Origin of the sequence: Actinoplanes italicus (assembly GCF_003001815.1) — a bacterium.
Classification (GTDB): Bacteria; Actinomycetota; Actinomycetes; order Mycobacteriales; family Micromonosporaceae; genus Actinoplanes; species Actinoplanes italicus.
The window spans coordinates 140515-156898 of record NZ_PVMZ01000017.1; the positions used below are offsets into that span (position 1 = coordinate 140515).

15 protein-coding genes are annotated in these 16384 nt (G+C 70.7%); 7 read left to right on the top strand and 8 right to left on the bottom strand.

The genetic code is table 11. From position 1 onward, the window contains the following. Position 1 precedes the first annotated feature (1 nt). Positions 2 to 1027, top strand: a complete 1026-nt coding sequence (locus CLV67_RS34225) for a hypothetical protein (RefSeq protein ID WP_106325916.1) — start codon at positions 2 to 4, stop codon at positions 1025 to 1027. Here the strand turns inward: CLV67_RS34225 and CLV67_RS34230 are convergent. Then, positions 969 to 1841 (bottom strand): TolB family protein, encoded by an 873-nt coding sequence (locus tag CLV67_RS34230; RefSeq protein WP_106325918.1) that lies wholly within the window; start codon positions 1839 to 1841, stop codon positions 969 to 971. The two genes, CLV67_RS34225 and CLV67_RS34230, sit on opposite strands and share 59 nt — an antisense overlap. Positions 1842 to 2159: 318 nt before the next feature. Between CLV67_RS34230 and CLV67_RS34235 the strand changes: the two genes are divergently transcribed. From CLV67_RS34235 to CLV67_RS34245, 3 genes are all read left to right on the top strand, one after another. Further along, positions 2160 to 4016 (top strand): glycoside hydrolase family 5 protein, encoded by a 1857-nt coding sequence (locus CLV67_RS34235; protein WP_239166904.1) that lies wholly within the window; start codon positions 2160 to 2162, stop codon positions 4014 to 4016. A 78-nt stretch (positions 4017 to 4094) separates the two neighbouring features. After that, positions 4095 to 4394 (top strand): hypothetical protein, encoded by a 300-nt coding sequence (locus CLV67_RS34240; RefSeq protein WP_106325922.1) that lies wholly within the window; start codon positions 4095 to 4097, stop codon positions 4392 to 4394. Between the two features lie 181 nt (positions 4395 to 4575). Continuing rightward, positions 4576 to 5817 (top strand): L,D-transpeptidase, encoded by a 1242-nt coding sequence (locus CLV67_RS34245; RefSeq protein ID WP_106325924.1) that lies wholly within the window; start codon positions 4576 to 4578, stop codon positions 5815 to 5817. A 39-nt stretch (positions 5818 to 5856) separates the two neighbouring features. On the opposite strand, the gene CLV67_RS34250 is transcribed toward CLV67_RS34245, so the two are convergent. From CLV67_RS34250 to CLV67_RS34270, 5 genes are all read right to left on the bottom strand, one after another. Further along, a complete protein-coding gene (locus CLV67_RS34250) occupies positions 5857 to 6993 on the bottom strand; it encodes a glycoside hydrolase family 12 protein (protein WP_106325926.1) in 1137 nt (378 codons plus the stop codon). Positions 6994 to 7086: 93 nt separating this feature from the next. Next, positions 7087 to 7884 (bottom strand): ABC transporter ATP-binding protein, encoded by a 798-nt coding sequence (locus CLV67_RS34255; RefSeq protein WP_106326159.1) that lies wholly within the window; start codon positions 7882 to 7884, stop codon positions 7087 to 7089. Positions 7885 to 8006: 122 nt separating this feature from the next. Then, positions 8007 to 9041 (bottom strand): FecCD family ABC transporter permease, encoded by a 1035-nt coding sequence (locus CLV67_RS34260; RefSeq protein WP_106325928.1) that lies wholly within the window; start codon positions 9039 to 9041, stop codon positions 8007 to 8009. Beyond that, positions 9038 to 10081, bottom strand: coding sequence for a FecCD family ABC transporter permease (locus CLV67_RS34265; protein WP_106325930.1), 1044 nt, complete (start codon positions 10079 to 10081; stop codon positions 9038 to 9040). The genes CLV67_RS34260 and CLV67_RS34265 overlap by 4 nt, the downstream gene beginning before the upstream one ends. Next, positions 10081 to 11115 (bottom strand): iron-siderophore ABC transporter substrate-binding protein, encoded by a 1035-nt coding sequence (locus CLV67_RS34270; protein WP_106325932.1) that lies wholly within the window; start codon positions 11113 to 11115, stop codon positions 10081 to 10083. Before CLV67_RS34270 ends, CLV67_RS34265 begins: the two co-directional genes overlap by 1 nt. 116 nt (positions 11116 to 11231) lie before the next feature. On the opposite strand from CLV67_RS34270, the gene CLV67_RS54395 reads away from it, so the two are divergent. Then, entirely contained in the window at positions 11232 to 12533 is a 1302-nt protein-coding gene (locus tag CLV67_RS54395) for a calcium-binding protein (RefSeq protein ID WP_275414981.1), read from the top strand. A gap of 77 nt (positions 12534 to 12610) precedes the next feature. Then, a complete protein-coding gene (locus tag CLV67_RS34280) occupies positions 12611 to 13330 on the top strand; it encodes a glycosyltransferase family 2 protein (RefSeq protein WP_106325936.1) in 720 nt (239 codons plus the stop codon). Here CLV67_RS34280 and CLV67_RS34285 read toward each other — a convergent pair. Beyond that, positions 13317 to 14837: a hypothetical protein gene (locus tag CLV67_RS34285; RefSeq protein ID WP_106325938.1), complete on the bottom strand. Its 1521-nt coding sequence runs from the start codon at positions 14835 to 14837 to the stop codon at positions 13317 to 13319. The genes CLV67_RS34280 and CLV67_RS34285 overlap by 14 nt on opposite strands. A gap of 98 nt (positions 14838 to 14935) precedes the next feature. Between CLV67_RS34285 and CLV67_RS34290 the strand changes: the two genes are divergently transcribed. Continuing rightward, the gene (locus CLV67_RS34290) at positions 14936 to 15385 is read left to right on the top strand and encodes a hypothetical protein (RefSeq protein ID WP_106325940.1); all 450 of its coding nucleotides are present in this window, start codon (positions 14936 to 14938) and stop codon (positions 15383 to 15385) included. A 61-nt stretch (positions 15386 to 15446) separates the two neighbouring features. Here the strand turns inward: CLV67_RS34290 and CLV67_RS34295 are convergent, their stop codons facing one another. Beyond that, positions 15447 to 16289: a helix-turn-helix transcriptional regulator gene (locus CLV67_RS34295; protein ID WP_239166905.1), complete on the bottom strand. Its 843-nt coding sequence runs from the start codon at positions 16287 to 16289 to the stop codon at positions 15447 to 15449. Positions 16290 to 16384 lie beyond the last annotated feature (95 nt).

The window sequence follows — 16384 nt, forward strand, 5'->3', positions numbered from 1 at the left end:
CATGGGCCCGTGTCATCCCGACTTCACGGCCCTGGCCGCCGGGATCGACTGCGCAACCGCCAACCCCATCGTGACGGTACGGGACCCGAGCACCCTGGCCGGCTGGACCCAGCCCGTCCTCGAACTGCTCGTCGTGGCCGGAGCGATCGCCGCCCTGATCCACGCGATGCATCGCAAGCGCCGGGGTGACGCGTCGAACCTCGGCCTGTGGTTCGCCACCGTCGTCTACGTGCTGATCCTGGAACCGCCGCTGTACTTCCCCGACCTGTTCGGGCTCGACGAGCAGGTCGGGCTGATCTTCGTGCACAACGTTTTCACGGTGCAGTTCCTCTACGACCGGCTGCCGCTCTACATCGTGGCGATCTACCCAGCCATCACCTGCCTCGCCTACGCGATCGTGCAGCGCACCGGCATCCTCGAGCGCCGCAACCCGCTGGTCGGCGCCGCGTGCGTCGCTGTCGTCTTCCACGCCGGCTACGAGGTCTTCGACCAGCTCGGGCCCGGCCTGCACTGGTGGGTGTGGAACCCGGAGGCCCCCTCGAACATGCCGATGATCGGTGACGCGCCGCTGACCAGTGCGGTCATCTTCGCGGCGGCGGCACCGTTCGGCACCGTGCTGCTGACCCGGCTGCTGCTGTCCCGGGGGCCCTACCCGATCGGGGCGTTCGTCCGGCGTACCGCCGCCGTGGGAATTTTGACCCCGCTCGCCATGATGATCTTCTCCGCTCCGGCGGCGCCGTTCGGACCGGCCGGCCGGTCCGTGGTGCTGTGGACGGAGCTCGCCGTCCTGGCGGTCGTCGCCGTCTCCGCGTTCCGGCGGCCATCGGGAGGCGGGGACCGGTACCCCCTGATCGCCGGGGCCGTCTACCTCGCCGTCATGGCGCTGCTGTGGACGGCCGGGAACGCGCCGCCTGCCGCGATGATCTACGCGGCGGCCGGCGCGCTGGGGTGGACGATCGCCCTGGTGGTCAGCTCAGCGGATAGTCGACGTATGCGAACCGGCTCCCATCCGGTGACCAGCTGTTGACGTTGATCGTGCCCTGCCCTCCGGGCAGCACGGCCAGCGTCACCGGCGCCGACCAGTCGCCGCCGGTCACGAGCCGCAGCTCGACGGTCAGGTCGGCCGGATGCCCCTCGGTGCCCGGTGGGAAGCTCAGGTAGACGAACCGGTCGCCGGCCGGTGCCGGATGCGGGAACCAGTTGACCCGCTCGTCGTGGGTGAGCTGCTCCATCCCCGAGCCGTCGGGCCGGATCCGGGCGATCTGGGCGTGCCCGGGCACCGTGGAGAACCGCTCGGTGTTGAAGTAGATCCACTGGCCGTCCGGGGTGTACTCGGGTCCGTCGTCGGGCCCGTGCCCGCTGGTCAGCGGCGTGCTCGGGCCACCGTCCGACGGGATCGTCCAGAGCGTGCCGGAGTCCCAGCGCCCGTTCTCGATGCCGACGTACGCCAGCGTCGAGGCGTCCGGGCTCACGCCGTGCAGGAAGTGCATCCGGTCGTCGGAGGTGACCCGCTCGGCGTCGCCGCCGGCCAGCGGGGCCCGGTAGATGTGCCCGCCGTCGGCGGACAGGAAGATCGACTCGTGGCCGGGCGCGAGCACGTGGTCGTTGTTGAGACCGGGGACGCCGCGTAGCGGCACCCGGCGGGGCGGCTGGGATCCGTCGGCGGGCATCGTCCAGAGCAGGCCGTCACCGTTGAGCACGAGCCGGCCGTCGACGGTCCAGTTCGGCGCCTCGAACAGCACCGCGTCGTCGACGTGGACCACCGTGGCCGTGCCGGTGGCGATCTCGTGGGTGAGGACCCGGCAGCGCTGGCCGCCGGAGAGTTTGCGTGCGTAGCTCATCCGCCGAGTCTGGCCCAGCGGTCAGGGTTTCCGCGGCCTGCCTGACCGGCACCCTGCGCACCGGGCGTTACTGCTCGATCAACGCGTTCACCGTGGTCCGCGGCGACGTGTGGATCGGCTCGCCCGAGGACGGGGCACGGAGACGTGGCTGGCCACGATCTGGCTGCTGGCGGACCTGGTGGGGGTGCGGACGAGCTCGGCCATCGGCCCCGTGGGGTGCACCGGCCGGAGCCCGCTCGGTAAGGCTTGTTCCCTAAAAGGCAGCCGTGCATTTCAATGTGATCCACCTAACTCGCTCGTCGAAGGTCGGTGGTCTCGGTGCGTCTGGCCGTACGTCTGCTTCTGGCTCCTCTGCTCCTGACCGGTCTTCTGCCCGGTGTCGCCACGCCCGCATCGGCGGCCGCTCCGGACTGGTCCGGACCTCTGTCGACTCGCGGGCGCTACATCGTCGACGCGGACGGGCAGCGCTTCAAGCTGCGCTCCGGCAACTGGCACGGCGCGAGCGGCACCTGGAACGGCTCCGGGGACACCGCTGACAACGCCAGCCACCACGCGGGGGAGAACTCGGGGCGGATCCCGCTCGGCCTCGACCGCGCGCCGATCGCCACCATCGTCGCCGGCTTCCGCGACCTGGGTCTCAATAGCGTGCGCCTGCCCTTCTCCAACGAGATGGTCCGCGACACCCGCCCGGTCACCGACGCCGCCGTCGCGGCCAACCCCCCACTGCGAGGATCAACCCCACTGCAGGTGTACGACAGAGTCGTCGCCGAACTCACCGGCGCCGGCCTGGCCGTGATCCTGAACAACCACACCAACACCACGCGCTGGTGCTGTGCCGTCGACGGCAACGAGCGGTGGAACACCTCGCAGAGCGTGGGTCAGTGGGAGGACGACTGGCTGTTCATGGCCCGCCGTTACCGCGACAACCCGCGCGTGGTCGGCGCCGACCTCTACAACGAGGTGCGCCGCACGATCCTGGACGACCCGAACTGGGGCTGGGGCAACGCCCACGACTGGTTCGCCGCCTCCCAGCGCGCCGGCGACCGGATCCTGGCCGAGGCCAACCCGAACCTGCTGATCATCGTCGAGGGCATCAACTGGACGGGCATCCCCGTCGACGGTTTCGCGCACGAGCGGCCCACCCTGCGCCCGGCCCGCACGCTGTCGCACACCCTGATCAGATCGGGCAAACTCGTCTACGCGGCACACTTCTACGACTACACCGGACCCAACCACAGCGGTGCGACCGGCACGGGGGAGACCACCGACCCCCGCTACCGTGACCTGAGCCCCGCCGACCTGGCCGCCGTCGTCGACCGGGACGCGCTCTATGTCGCGGGGGAGGCCGGTAACCACTTCACGGCGCCGGTGTGGATCAGCGAGTTCGGGGTCGCCGCCGATGCCGCGCCCGGGAGCGGGCAGCGTGCCTGGTTCGAGAACTTCGTCGACATCCTGGTCCGGGCCGACGCCGACTTCGCCTACTGGCCCGCGGTCGGCTGGGCGGAGAGCGGCAACGAGTGGGGGCTGCTCTTCTTCGACACCGCCGGCCGGCGGTCCGGGCTGCTCGACGACGCGGACTGGCGTGCGGCCGCCTGGCAGCGGCTGGTCGGAACGACGGCCCGCCAGGGGTACGTGGCCCCGGTGCCGTCGCGGTCGATGCTGAGTCCCGACCACGGTGACTTCGTCGCGTCGGCGCGGATGCGCGCGCAGGGCGACTGGGACTCCGGCGCGCGCAAGGCGGCCTGCCCGGACGGCCAGCGGCTGATCGGGCTCAGCCACACCGGCAACCGGGGGCTGTGCTCGGACTTCGGGCGGGCGGTGTCGTGGAGCGCGTACCAGGTCGTCAAGGACGAACGGCACGTCTCGCGGGACTGGGCGTCCGGGTACACGAAGTTCCAGTGCCCGGCGGGGTCGGTGCTGGTCGGCTACGCGGCACGGGGTGCCGCCGTGTCGAGCGCGCTGTGCGCCTCGGCCGGGGCCGCCGCGTCCGACAGCGGGCGGACGGTGTGGTTCGACCGTGGTGACGGTCGTCCGGCCGGTGGTCCGGGCGGCGACTTCGCCGGCGGTCACTACAAGGGCCAGTGCGCCGACGACGAGTACGTGGCCGGCATCGCCTGGACCGGGCGCCTCTTCTCGTCGCGTACCCCCGACGCCCTGTTCTGCCGCCGTCTCTGAACCCCATCGGGGAGCCGCGGCCGAGTTCGTGATAGTCACCTCTTGTGATAGTCAGAAGAGGTGACTATCCTCGGCGGTATGACAACGGTTGAACTGACGCGCTTCCGGGTCGAGCCCTCTCGGGTGCCCGAGCTTCTGCGGGCCCGCCCGGCGATGCTTGCCGACTTCCGCGCCGACCGGGCCGGTTTCCTCGACGCCCGCCTGGTCCGCCTGCCCGGAGACCAGTGGCTCGACATCGTGACCTGGCGCGGTCCTGAGGACTTCGCCGCCTCCCGTGCCAAGGGCGCCAACCTGCCCGGCATCGGCGCCTTCTTCGCCGCGATCGCCGAGTTGATCAGCGCCGAGGAGGGAGACGAGCCCGGGCCCGCGGGCGATTGAGGGCGGGCCGGATGATCGTCGATCGGCCGAGGGGGTGTACCGGACGGGATCCAGATCTGTCAGGATGACGTCCCTCGAAGTTTTTGATCGACTCGGCAGGCAACGATCCGAGCCGCATGGCCGTCTTCATGTATGTACGGCCACGGATGGCGCCGACCGGGACCCCTCGATTGTGAGAGCGATGATTCAGCGACGTAAGGTCATCATCGGCGCGATGGGCGTCGCCGCTGCCGCCACGGCCGCCACGGCCGCCGGATGTTCGTCATCGTCCGGCAAGAAGGGCTCGGGCGACACGGCCTGGATCGACCCGGCATCGGCCGACGCCAAGCCCACCGCCGCGCCGGTCGAGGTGACCGTGACACCCGGGACCGGTGCCGCCAACATCTCGCCGGCCGACCCGATCGTCGTGGCCGCCACGGGCGGCACCGTGCAGTCGGTCAAGGTCACCGCGGGCAAGGCCGAGGTGGCCGGCGAGGTGCAGTCCGACGGGACCTGGCGCTCGACCGAGGACCTGGCGTACGGCAAGACCTACAAGGTCGTCACCACGACCACCGACAGTCTGGGCGCGACGGCCGAGCACACCTCGACGTTCGCCACGGTCAAGCCGGCCAACGTCGCGAAGATCACCTTCCAGGCGAACGGGCTGAACGCCCTCAAGACCGGCGGCACGTACGGCGCCGGTCAGCCGGTCATCGTCGCGTTCAGCAAGGCCGTCAACAAGAAGGCCGCCGAGCAGGCCATCGAGATCACCACGTCGCCTTCCGTCGCCGGCAAGTTCTTCTGGAAGGACGACAGGACCGTGCACTGGCGGCCCGCGAAGTACTGGGCGGCCGGCACGCAGGTCAAGGTGAGCGTCAAGGCCTTCGGTGTGAAGCTCGGCAAGACGGTGTACGGCGCGAGGAACGCCTCGGCGAGCTTCAAGGTCGACCGTCAGCTGATCGCGATCAGCGACAACCGGACGCACATGACCAAGGTCTACATCAACGGCAAGCTCGTACGCACGATGAAGAGCAGCCTCGGCAAGGGCGGCGGCACCACCGGCGCGAACGGCGAGTACATCAACTACTGGACGGCCGGCGGCCCGCACCTGGTGCTGGAGAAGAAGCGGCGTCACACGATGAGCTCGGCCAGTTACGGCGTCAGCGACCCGAACGACCCGAACTACTACGTCTCGGAGAACATCGAGTACTGCACGCGCATCTCGTACTCGGGCGAGTTCCTGCACGCCGCCCCGTGGAACGGTTCGCTCGGCCGGGCCAACCTGTCGCACGGCTGCATCAACCTGAGCACCAGCGACGCCAAGTGGGTGTACGACAACTTCATCCTCGGCGACATCGTCGACGTGACGAACAGCCCGCGGAAGCTGCCGATCTGGAACGGCCTCGGCGACTGGACCGTCCCGTTCGACCGCTACGGCAAGTGATCGTCACCGGGCCGCTCAGGAGCGGCCCGGTGAAGACCGTCAGCCCCGGGTGCAGGCGGTGCCGTTGAGGGTGAACGCCGACGGCGCGGCGAACGACCCGCTGTAGGAGCCCTGGAACCCGAACGACGTGCTGCCGCCGGCCGGGATGCCCCCGTTGTGCGCGGCGTTGCGGGCCGTGATCGCCCCGGACGTGCCGGTCAGCGCGGCGTTCCACGAGCCGGTGATCGACTGCCCGGAAGGCAGCGTGAAGCCCAGCGTCCAGCCGTTGATCGCGCTGCCGCCGGTGTTGGCGACCTTCACGTCGGCGGTGAAGCCGGTGTTCCAGACGTTGGTGGCGTAGGTGACCCGGCACGCCGAGCCACCCGGAGCCGGGCTGGACGGCGGCGGGTTGGACGGCGGCGGGCTCGACGGACTGCCACCGCCGTTGACGGTCGCGCTGAAGCTGTTGACGCCCAGTCCCGCGCCGCCGATCCACGGCTCGAACCCGGCCTGGATGCTGGTCAGGTACCACGAGTTCGTGATCGCGCCACGGTTCTTCACGTCGTTGATGAAGTCCAGCACGCTGAAGCTCCAGCTGCTGATCGCCGAGGGCGCCACGTAGGACACCACCGCGTTGGAGCCATTGCTGCCCTGCCACACCTCCCAGGTGCGGCCGCCGATCGTGGCCGAACCGACCCGTGAGCCGATCGGCTGGATCGAACCCTGCCGGTTGAACCAGATCATGATCTCCTGGGCGTTGACCCCGTCACGCTTGGGCGACGGATCGAGCCAGATGTCGTACGACGCGTTGTAGGTCGCCCCGGAGACGAAGTTGTAGTTGATGCTGCTCGTCGCGCTGCTGATCGCGCTGACCTGGATCGGCAGGTTCGTGCCGGGGGAGCAGTTGGTGTAGTGGCAGCCGAAGTAGACGGCCGGGTACGACACCGGCGCGCCACTGGTGCTGCCGACACCCTGCTGGCTGGTGATGCTGAACCCGGTGCTGGTGACGTTGATGCACTGCTCGGCGGTGGTGCCCCAGCGGTTGTTCATCACGACGTACCGGCCGCCGATGGTGGTGGAGCCGTACTGCTCACAGATCCGGGTGTCGGCCTGCGCTGGTCCGGCGAGGGTGAGTGCGGTGAGCCCGGCCGCGGCCGCGAGGCCGGCCGCGAGCAGGGCGCGTAGGGGACGGCGCATGGAAAGCTCCTTCGGGGGAACGGTGGGAGCGCTCCCGGCGGACGTTACAACACATCGAAGGAGGTCGAAAGTCGGCGCCGTTCCGGAACTTCCTCAAGCCCCGGCGGGCGTACGCACGTGATGGCGGCCGATCGGCAGCATCAGCGGTCTGCCCGACACCGGATCGGTGATGACCTGACTGTCCAGGCCGAAAACGGCGCGCACGCAGTCCTCGGTCAGCACCGCGGCGGGATCCCCGGCCGCGTGCAGACCGCCGTCGGCCAGCGCGATCAGATGATCGGCGTACCGGGCCGCCATGTTGAGATCGTGCAGCACCATCACGATCGTCGTGCCATGGTTCGCGTTCAGGTCGGTGAGCAGATCGAGCACCTCGACCTGGTGGCTCACGTCGAGGAACGTGGTCGGCTCGTCGAGCAGCAGCACGTCGGTCTGCTGAGCGAGCGCCATCGCGATCCACACGCGCTGCCGCTGCCCGCCGGACAGCTCGTCCACCGAACGTTCGGCCAGGTCGGCGGTGTGGGTGGCGTCCAGCGCCGCCGCCACGGCGCGGTCGTCGGCGGCGCTCCACCGTGACAGCAGCCGCTGATGCGGGTTGCGGCCCCGGCCGACCAGGTCGGCGACGGTGATGCCCTCCGGCGCGATCGGCGACTGCGGCAGCAGTCCGAGCGTGCGGGCCAGCTCCTTGGCCGGCATCCGGTGCACCTCGCGCCCGTCCAGCAGCACGTGCCCGGCCCGGGGCGTCAGCAGCCGCGACATCGACCGCAGCAGTGTCGACTTGCCGCACGCGTTGGCGCCGACGATCGCGGTGATCCGGCCGGGCGGCACGAGCAGGTCGAGCGACTCGATGACCGTCCGGTCGGCATAGCCGACGGTCAGCTTCTCCACGCTCAGGGTGTGGGTGCCGGCGGTCCCTCCCGAAGCCGCCGGCGTGTGGGTGCCGGCCGTCGCTCCCGAAGCCGCCGGCGTGTGGGCGCCGGCCGTCGCTCCCGAAGCCGCCGGCGTGTGGTTGCTGGTCACAGGGAGCCTCCGGCGCGGTTGGTGCGGACGAGAAGGAAGATGAGGTACGGGGCGCCGAGCGCGCCGGTCACGACACCGACCGGGAAGCGGGTGCCGAAGGCGAACTGGCCCAGGAAGTCCGCCACCAGCACCAGCAGCGACCCGGCCAGCGCCGACGGCACCAGCAGCGACCCGCCCGGCCCGACCAGGCGCGCGGCGATCGGCCCGGCCAGGAATGCCACGAACGCGATCGGCCCGGTGGCCGAGGTGGCGAACGCGATCAGCCCGACCGCCGCGACGATCGACACGAGGCGGGTACGCTCCAGCCGCGTACCGAGGGCGGCCGCGGTGTCGTCGCCGAGCTGAAGCATCGTCAGGTCACGGGCCCGCGCCAGCAGCACCGGCCCGAACACCACCAGCGCCAGCAGCACCGGAACGGTCTCGTCCCAGGTCGAACCGTTCAGGCTGCCGTTGAGCCAGCGGGTCGCGGCCTGCAGATCCCACTGCCCGGCCTGGTTCAGGACGTACGACGTGGCGCTGTTCAGCATCGCCGCGATGCCGATGCCGATCAGCACGAGTCGCGTACCGGCCACGCCGTCCTTGAACGACAGCAGGTAGATGACCATTGCGATCCCGAGCGCCGCCACGATGGCGAACACCGACACGCCGGTCTCGTCCAGGCTCAGCACGATGATCGCGAACGCGGCGGCGGCGCTCGCCGCCGAGCTGATCCCGATGATGTCCGGACTGGCCAGCGGATTGCGCAGCATGGTCTGGAAGGTGACGCCGCCCAGGCCGAAGCAGACGCCGGTCACCAGGGCCAGCACCGCGCGGGGCAGTCGCAGGTCACCGACGGTGAACGAGGCACCGGGCACGGTCTCACCCAGGATCACCCGCAGCACGTCGTCGGGCGGGTAGTAGGTCTGCCCGAACATCAGCGAGACGGCGAAGACCGCGGCGACGGCCACCGTGAGGACGGTCAGCACGGCCCTTCGCCGCCGGCCCCGCCGGACCCGTCCGCGGGTGACGGCCTCGAGGGTCGTGGTGCTCACAGCTCCCGTACTTTCTGGCGGCGGACGATGTAGATGAAGAACGGTGCGCCGATCAGGGCCGTGATGATGCCGGCCTCGATCTCGTCGGGCCGGTTCACCACCCGGCCGACGACGTCGGCGAAGGTCAGCAGCGCCGCACCGGTGAGGGTGACGAACGGCAGCAGCCATCGGTGGTCGAGGCCCACGAGCAGCCGGCACATGTGCGGGACGATCAGGCCGACGAACGCGATCGGCCCGGCGACCGCGGTGGCCGCCCCGCACAGCACCACGGCGCCGAGGGCCGCGGCGGCGCGGACCAGGACGACGCGTTCGCCCAGGCCGGCGGCCAGCTCGTCACCGAGCGCCAGGGAGTTCAGCGACCGGGCGCAGAGCAGGCAGACGACCAGGCCGCCGATCAGGAACGGCAGGACGTGACCGATGCTCTCCCACCCGGCCCCGCCGACTCCGCCGACCTGCCAGGACTGGAAGTTCTCGGCGATGTCGCCGCGAGGCAGCACCACGGCCACGACCAGCGACGCCAGCGCCGCGGAGGTGGCCGCACCGGCCAGGGCGATCTTGAGCGGGGTGGCGCCGCCACGGCCCAGCGAGCCGACCCCGTAGACGAACACGGCCGACAGGGCGGCGCCCGCGATGGCGACCCAGATGTACTCGGTGGCGGTGGACAGCCCGACGGTCACCATGGCGACCGCGATCGCGAGCATGGCGCCCATGTTCACGCCGAGGATGCCCGGGTCGGCCAGCGGATTGCGGGTGACGCCCTGCATGACCGCCCCGGACAGGGCGAGGGCCGCGCCCACGAGCGCGGCGAGGACCGTACGCGGGATGCGTTTGACGACCGCCGCCTGGTCGAGGGTCTCGTCGGTGCCACCGAACGCGGCGACGATGTCGGACCAGCCGACCACCCGGGACCCGAAGGCCACGGAGGCCAGCATCACGGCGACCAGGACCGCCACCACGAGCAGCAGCCAGGCCAGGCGCACCCGGGCCGGGCGTCGCAGAGCGGCGACGTCCGGCCCGGACGGAGTTTCCAGTCGCGTCATCAGAGCTTGTCGGCGGCCTTGCCGAGCAGGTCGACGTAGTCCTTGAGCACGAACGAGACGGCCAGCGGCGTCGGGTTGGCGGCGGTGGCCACCGGGGTGCTGCCGGGCAGTGAGACGAACGAGCCGCGGGCGATCGCCGGGATCTTCGACAGCAGCGGGTCCTTCTGCAGCGTGGCCAGGGTGGTGCCCTCGGCGTCACCGTAGGTCACGATGATGTCCACGTCGCTGAGGTTCTGCACCTGCTCGGCGCTCTGCGTCAGGCTGAATTCCTGCGTGGCGGCAGATGCCTTCTCGATGCTGGCGGGGTGCTTCATGCCGAGGTCGGTGAAGAACTGCGCCCGGGTGTCGTGGGTGGTGTAGAAGCTCACCTTGCTCAGGTCGGCCGGGTCGATGTGGGTCAGGAACATCACCGACTTGCCGGCCAGCTTCGGGTAACGCGCGGCCTCGTCCTTCATCTGCTTCTCGATGGTGGCGATCAGCTTGTCACCCTCGGCCGCCAGGCCGAGCGCCTTGCTCTCGATCGTGATGCTGTCGCGCCACGAGGTCGCCCACGCCGACTTCGGGTACGCGACGACCGGCGCGATCTTGCTGAGGGTGTCGTAGTCCTGCTGGGTCAGGCCGGAGTAGGCGGCCAGGATGACGTCCGGCTTGGTGTTCGCGACGCCCTCGAAGTCGATGCCGTCGGTCTCGTCGAACAGCACCGGCGTCTGCCCGCCGAGCTCCTTGAGCTTCGCGGCGTCCCAGGGCAGCAGGCCGTCGCCGTCCTCGTCGCCGAAGTTGGCCTTGGCGTAGCCGACCGGCACGATCCCGAGCGCGAGCGGCACCTCGTGGTTGGCCCAGTTCACGGTGGCGACCCGCTCGGGCTTCTTCTCGATGGTGGTGCTGCCGAACGCGTGGGTGATGGTGACCGGGAACGCCGCGGCGGCAGAGCCCGACGTGGCGGGGGCGGTCTCGTCAGCGGAGTCACCGCAGGCGCTCAGCGCCAGGGCGGTGGTGAGGGCGACGATTCCGGCGAGGAATCGGGTTGCGCGCATGGCGGGGGAACTCCACTTCGTAGCAGGTAAGGCATGGCTAACCTAACAGTAAGGATTTCTGTCGCATGATCGACTCCCTGGTCACGGACTTGGTATCGACGTGTTTCCCTGTCCGGATGCGACCGTCCACCGGAATCGGAACAGTCCTCTGCGCCGTGCTCGGCGCTCTGTTCGTGGCCGCGCCCGCGGAGGCAACCGGTTCCGGAACCGCCCGGGTGTCCGGCGCGGACGTCGTCTACACCGCAGCCAAGGACGCCAGGAACCGGGTCGTGGTGACCCGCTCCGGCGGCACCGTCACGGTCGACGACCGGGTCCCGGTGCGAGCCGGCGCCGGCTGCACGGCCGTCCGCGGCGACCGCACCAGGGTGATCTGCCGGACGGCGGCCACACCCGGCGGACTCAGGGTCGTCACCGGCGACCGGGCCGACTCGATCGTCAACCGCAGCGGTCTGCCCCTGACCGCCGACGGCGGCACCGGCAGCGACACGATCATCGGCGGGCCGGAGGCCGACACGCTGCGCGGTGGCGGCGGCCGGGACCGGCTCCACGGGGCCGGTGGCGACGACCAGCTCGACGGCGGGCCCGGCGACGACCGCCTTCTCGGCGGCGCCGGCGACGACTGGCTGCGCGCCCCCGGTGGCCGCGTCGCGAGCACCGACCGCGACGTCCTGTGGGGTGGTCCCGGCATCGACGTGGCCGACTACACCAGCGCCGCCACGCCGGTGACCGCCGACGCCGACGGCGTCACCGGCGACGACGGCCGCCGCGGCGAGCGCGACACCCTCAAGAACGACATCGAGGCGCTGATCGGCGGCTCGGCCGGCGACCGTCTCTCCGGCACGTCCCGGCAGGACTTCCTGCGCGGTGGCCCCGGCAACGACACCCTTCTCGGATACGGCGGCGGCGACCACCTGGTCGGGGAGCTCGGCGCCGACCTGCTCGACGGCGGGTCCGGCGACGACTCGCTGCGCGGCGACGATCCGGGTCTGGGCGCGCTGTCGGCCGACGTGATGCGCGGTGGGCCGGGGACCGACTTCGTGGTGTACGCCACCTACGTCACCCCGGTCGTCGTCGACCTCGACGGACAGCCCGGTGACGACGGTCAGGCCGGCGAACGTGACACCGTCGGCGCCGACGTCGAGAACATCAGCGGCGGGCAGGCCGGCGACCGGCTCACCGGCAACGCGTCGGCCAACCGGATCGACGCGGGCCCGGGCGACGACGTGATCCACGGCGGCGCCGGGAACGACGTCCTGATCGGGCTCGACGGCCGGGACAGCATCCACGGTGAGGCCGGCGACGACGAGATCGGCGACTACGACGTCGACGCCGACCTGCTCGACGGCGGCGACCACGTCACGCTCGGCGACCGGTGCGTGATCTCGGGCGACGACACCATCATCAGCTGCGAAAGGTGATTTCCGGGCGGAAAGGTGAGCTGGAGCAGCCGATGGGGTAGCAGCTCCCCAACCATGGCGGCTGTACAGGAGAAGACGTGCGACAGGTGCACCCGTACTCGAGAACCATCGTCCTGCTACCGGTGTACAACCCCGGACCCCGGCTCACCGAACTCGTCGTCGATCTGCTGTCCGAGGTGCCGGCGGCCTCGCAGATCGTCATCGTTGACGACGGCAACGACCCCGCCTGCCAGCAGCTGCGAGCGGCCGAGACCCTCGGCTGCACCGTCCTGCGCCACCCCGCGAACCTGGGCAAGGGCGCCGCGCTCAAGACCGGGTTCGAACACGTCCGGGACACGTTTACCGGCTTCGACGTCGTCTGCGCCGACACCGACGGCCAGCACCGGGCCGCCGACATCCGGCTCGTGGCCGAACGCCTCGACTCAGGTCACGTCGTGCTCGGCATCCGCGACACCGAACAGATGCCGCCGCGCAGCCGGTTCGGGAACACCCTGACCCGCTGGATCTTCCGGGCCGCGACCGGCCGCGACGTCGACGACACCCAGACCGGGCTGCGCGGATTGCCCGCCGGCCTGCTCGATCGGCTGTGCGCGATCCCCGGCGACGGTTTCGAGTACGAGATGAACATGCTGCTCGACGCGGCGTCCTCGGAGCTGCCCATCGAGCAGGTGCCGATCCCGGTGCGCTACCTCGACGGCAACGCGGCGTCGAACTTCAGCGGCATCGCCGATTCGGTACGGGTCTACCTGCCCCTGCTGAGGTACATGACGAGGACGCGCCGCGTCACCGGTTCGTGAGGCGGCGGTTGACCTCCTCGGTCACCCGGCTGTGCAGCTCGGCCAGCTGCTCGTCGGTGTACTTGGCGAGGTCACCGGCCGCCTGACCGGCGTCGCTCTGCTCCTGCCGCTGTTTCTCCTGCTCCAGGCGCTTGAGCTCCTGCTCCTCGGGGGAGCCGGGCGCCGCGTACGCGCAGCGGATCAGCACACCGTCGGCGGTCTTGAGACACGTCGCCTCCCGGCCGCCGACCTGCCCGCGGCCCTCCACGCGGTAGCGGATGCTCTGCTCGCTGCCGACCGTGGCGGTCCACGTGGTGCCGCCGGTCGGCACGACCTCGAACACCCGGTCCTCGTTGTAGCAGCAGACGTCCCGGTACTCGGCCTTGATGAGCTGCACGATCGCCTCCGGCGACGACCATGTCGGGTCCAGCCGGTGCACGGTCATCGGCGCCAGGCCGGAGCCGGTGTGCCGGGTCGGTACGGTCGACACCGCCACCACCGAGCTCGCCTCGCCCTGCGGGGTGAGCGGAGTGACGTACGCGCTGTTCGTCCCGTCGGTGTACCGCAGCGTGAACTCGGAGTCGTTGCCGTCGTTGGCGCCGTCGTCGGAGGCGTCCCAGCCACCCCGCTCGAACCACCAGTCGGCGAACCCGCCGACCGCGGCCGTGCCCTCACGCTGCCGGGCGGCCAGGCTGATCGGATAGGTCGGCCCCGGGATCGACGCCGTGTCGGTGGTGATCGTCAGCTTTCCGGTGCGGCCGTCGTACAGTGCCACGCCGGCCGGCCGCTCGGTCACCGTCAGCACCCCGACCTGCCGTTTGAGTGGCACCACCACGATCGGGGTCTCGCCCGAGCAGTACACGTAGACGTCCCGGTCATCGAACCGGACCCCCCGCTGCACGTTCGAGATCTTCCGGCCGAGGTTGTGACCGAACCACCCGCCGATCCGCGCGTCCGCCTTCTCCAGGTCGAACGCGCATCGCTGCGAGCCTCGGCTGTTGCTGCCCAGCGGCACCTCCTGGACCAGCCCCACCTCGTACCCGGCAAGCCAGCCGCGCCGCTCCACCAGCGTGCCGAACCGGTCGGCGTCCGGCAGATACGTGATGTCGAAGATCTCCCCGGTGACGTCACCGAGGTTCGGCGCCGCCTGCGCCTGTCCGACCAGGTAGGGCGCGCGGGCCGAGAAGCCGGGCACCGGATCGTCGACCACGGTCATGGCGGAGGCGTAGTCGCGGTCACGCAGGTACGAGTCGTAGAACTGCCAGCCGATCCCCAGCACCACCCCGGCCACCACGCCGACCCAGGAGAGGAGCACCGCACCGCCGGACGAATGTGCACCGCGTTCCCGCCACGGGGCGGTGACCAGGTGCGGTGCGGCGGCCAGCACCACGATCAGCAGGGCCGCCACCACCCACGGGATCAGCTTCCGCGACTCCCAGACGACGATCGTGGCCGAGTACGACGCCCACCAGCCGATCAGAGCCACCACGACGACAAGAGGAACGACCCACCGCAGCGTACGACCCATCGAGTCTCCTCAGTCCGTGGAGACTCCGATTCTGCGCCATCGCGTCCACCGCGCCCGGCCGGCTGTCACGTTCGGAGGTGCCCGCTCGTCCCTGCGTCATGAATCTCGAAACCGCGCGGAAGCAGCTGCGGGGCGGCCTGCTGTTGCTGGCCGCACTGCAGACCGTCGTGTCCGTCTGGCAGTACGTGTTCCCCCGCTCGTTCTACGACGACTTCCCGACCGTGCGACTCGATCCGCCGTACAACGAGCACCTGGTCTCCGATGTCGGCGGCCTCGGCCTCGCACTCACCGCCATGCTCTTCTACGCGGCGAAGGTGATGGACGACCGGGTGGTGCGGTCAGCGCTGATCGGCTACCTGATCTACGCGGCCACCCACTTCACCTTCCACGTCCGGCATTTCGATCATTTCTCGGTACGCGACGCGCTGAGCGTGGGCACCGGGCTGGGTCTCGAGGTGGCCCTGGCGATCCTGCTGCTCTACATCTGCGGCCGGATCAGCCGGGCCGGCGTGACCTCACCGGGTCAGCCGGCGACGACCAGCGCCTGAGGGGCGGCGGCCTTCGTCCACGTCGGCCGGGTACCCGCTCGCCTCCTCCCGAAGTGATGCCTCACGCCCCCGCGCTGAGGCTCTGCGTGCCGATCACGGTGAGCAGCTTCAGCCGATCCGCCGCGTCACTGCCGGCCGGCGCCGTGTACGCGACGATCCGCACGTCGCTGCCCGGCGCCATGAGCACGTCACAGTCGACACCGAACGTGCCGACCTCCGGATGGCGGACGGTCTTGCCGCCGGACTCGTGAACACCGACTACGCCGCTCTCCCAGAGCCGCCGGAAGTCCGGGTCGCTCCCGCGCAGGTCCGTGATCAGGGAACGCAGCCCGGTATCGGCCGCATACCGCGCCGCGGCCGCCCGCAGATCGGTGACCAGGGCGGCCCGGAACACCCGGTTCTGCTCGTCCGTGCACTGCATCCGGCTCGGCATGCCGGTGAACTCGCGCCACGCGATGTTGCGCTCCCGGCCCCGCGTCGCGGACAGGTCCCCGACCAGGGCCGCGGCCAGCGGGTTCATCAGGATGATGTTCCACGCGGCGTCACAGACGGTGAGCGCCGCACCGTCCAGCTGGTCGAGCAGCCGCCGCACACCGGCCGGGATCTGCTGGGAGATCCGTTCCGGCCCGGGCACCGCCTGACCGGCCAGGACGTAGAGGTGCTCGCACTCGGCCGGCGACAGCCGCAACGCCCGGGCCAGCGCCGACAGCACCTGCGGCGACGGCGACACGGCCCGGCCCTGCTCCAGCCGCACCACATAGTCCACCGACAGTCCGGCGAGCTGCGCCAGCTCCTCACGCCGCAGCCCGGCGGCCCGGCGCACCCCACCGGACGGCACCCCGGCCGACTCGGGTGTCGTCCGGTCACGCCAGCCGCGCAGGGCCCTGCCCAGTTCTCCGCTCACCCGGCAAGTATCACCGCGTCGCGGCCGGACAGCCTGGTACTGCCAGTCCACTGGCTGAGGGGGGCACTGTCTGCGCACGCCCGGCAGCCGTTCGA

Bases quoted from the DNA above. Each gene is read 5' to 3' on its own strand.
- CLV67_RS34250 (WP_106325926.1), bottom strand. From the start codon at position 6,993: ATGCGCCGTCCCCTACGCGCCCTGCTCGCGGCCGGCCTCGCGGCCGCG.
- CLV67_RS34285 (WP_106325938.1), bottom strand. From the start codon at position 14,837: ATGGGTCGTACGCTGCGGTGGGTCGTTCCTCTTGTCGTCGTGGTGGCT.
- CLV67_RS34240 (WP_106325922.1), top strand. From the start codon at position 4,095: ATGACAACGGTTGAACTGACGCGCTTCCGGGTCGAGCCCTCTCGGGTG.
- CLV67_RS34290 (WP_106325940.1), top strand. From the start codon at position 14,936: ATGAATCTCGAAACCGCGCGGAAGCAGCTGCGGGGCGGCCTGCTGTTG.
- CLV67_RS34225 (WP_106325916.1), top strand. From the start codon at position 2: ATGGGCCCGTGTCATCCCGACTTCACGGCCCTGGCCGCCGGGATCGAC.
- CLV67_RS34230 (WP_106325918.1), bottom strand. From the start codon at position 1,841: ATGAGCTACGCACGCAAACTCTCCGGCGGCCAGCGCTGCCGGGTCCTC.
- CLV67_RS54395 (WP_275414981.1), top strand. From the start codon at position 11,232: ATGCGACCGTCCACCGGAATCGGAACAGTCCTCTGCGCCGTGCTCGGC.
- CLV67_RS34270 (WP_106325932.1), bottom strand. From the start codon at position 11,115: ATGCGCGCAACCCGATTCCTCGCCGGAATCGTCGCCCTCACCACCGCC.
- CLV67_RS34265 (WP_106325930.1), bottom strand. From the start codon at position 10,081: ATGACGCGACTGGAAACTCCGTCCGGGCCGGACGTCGCCGCTCTGCGA.
- CLV67_RS34245 (WP_106325924.1), top strand. From the start codon at position 4,576: ATGATTCAGCGACGTAAGGTCATCATCGGCGCGATGGGCGTCGCCGCT.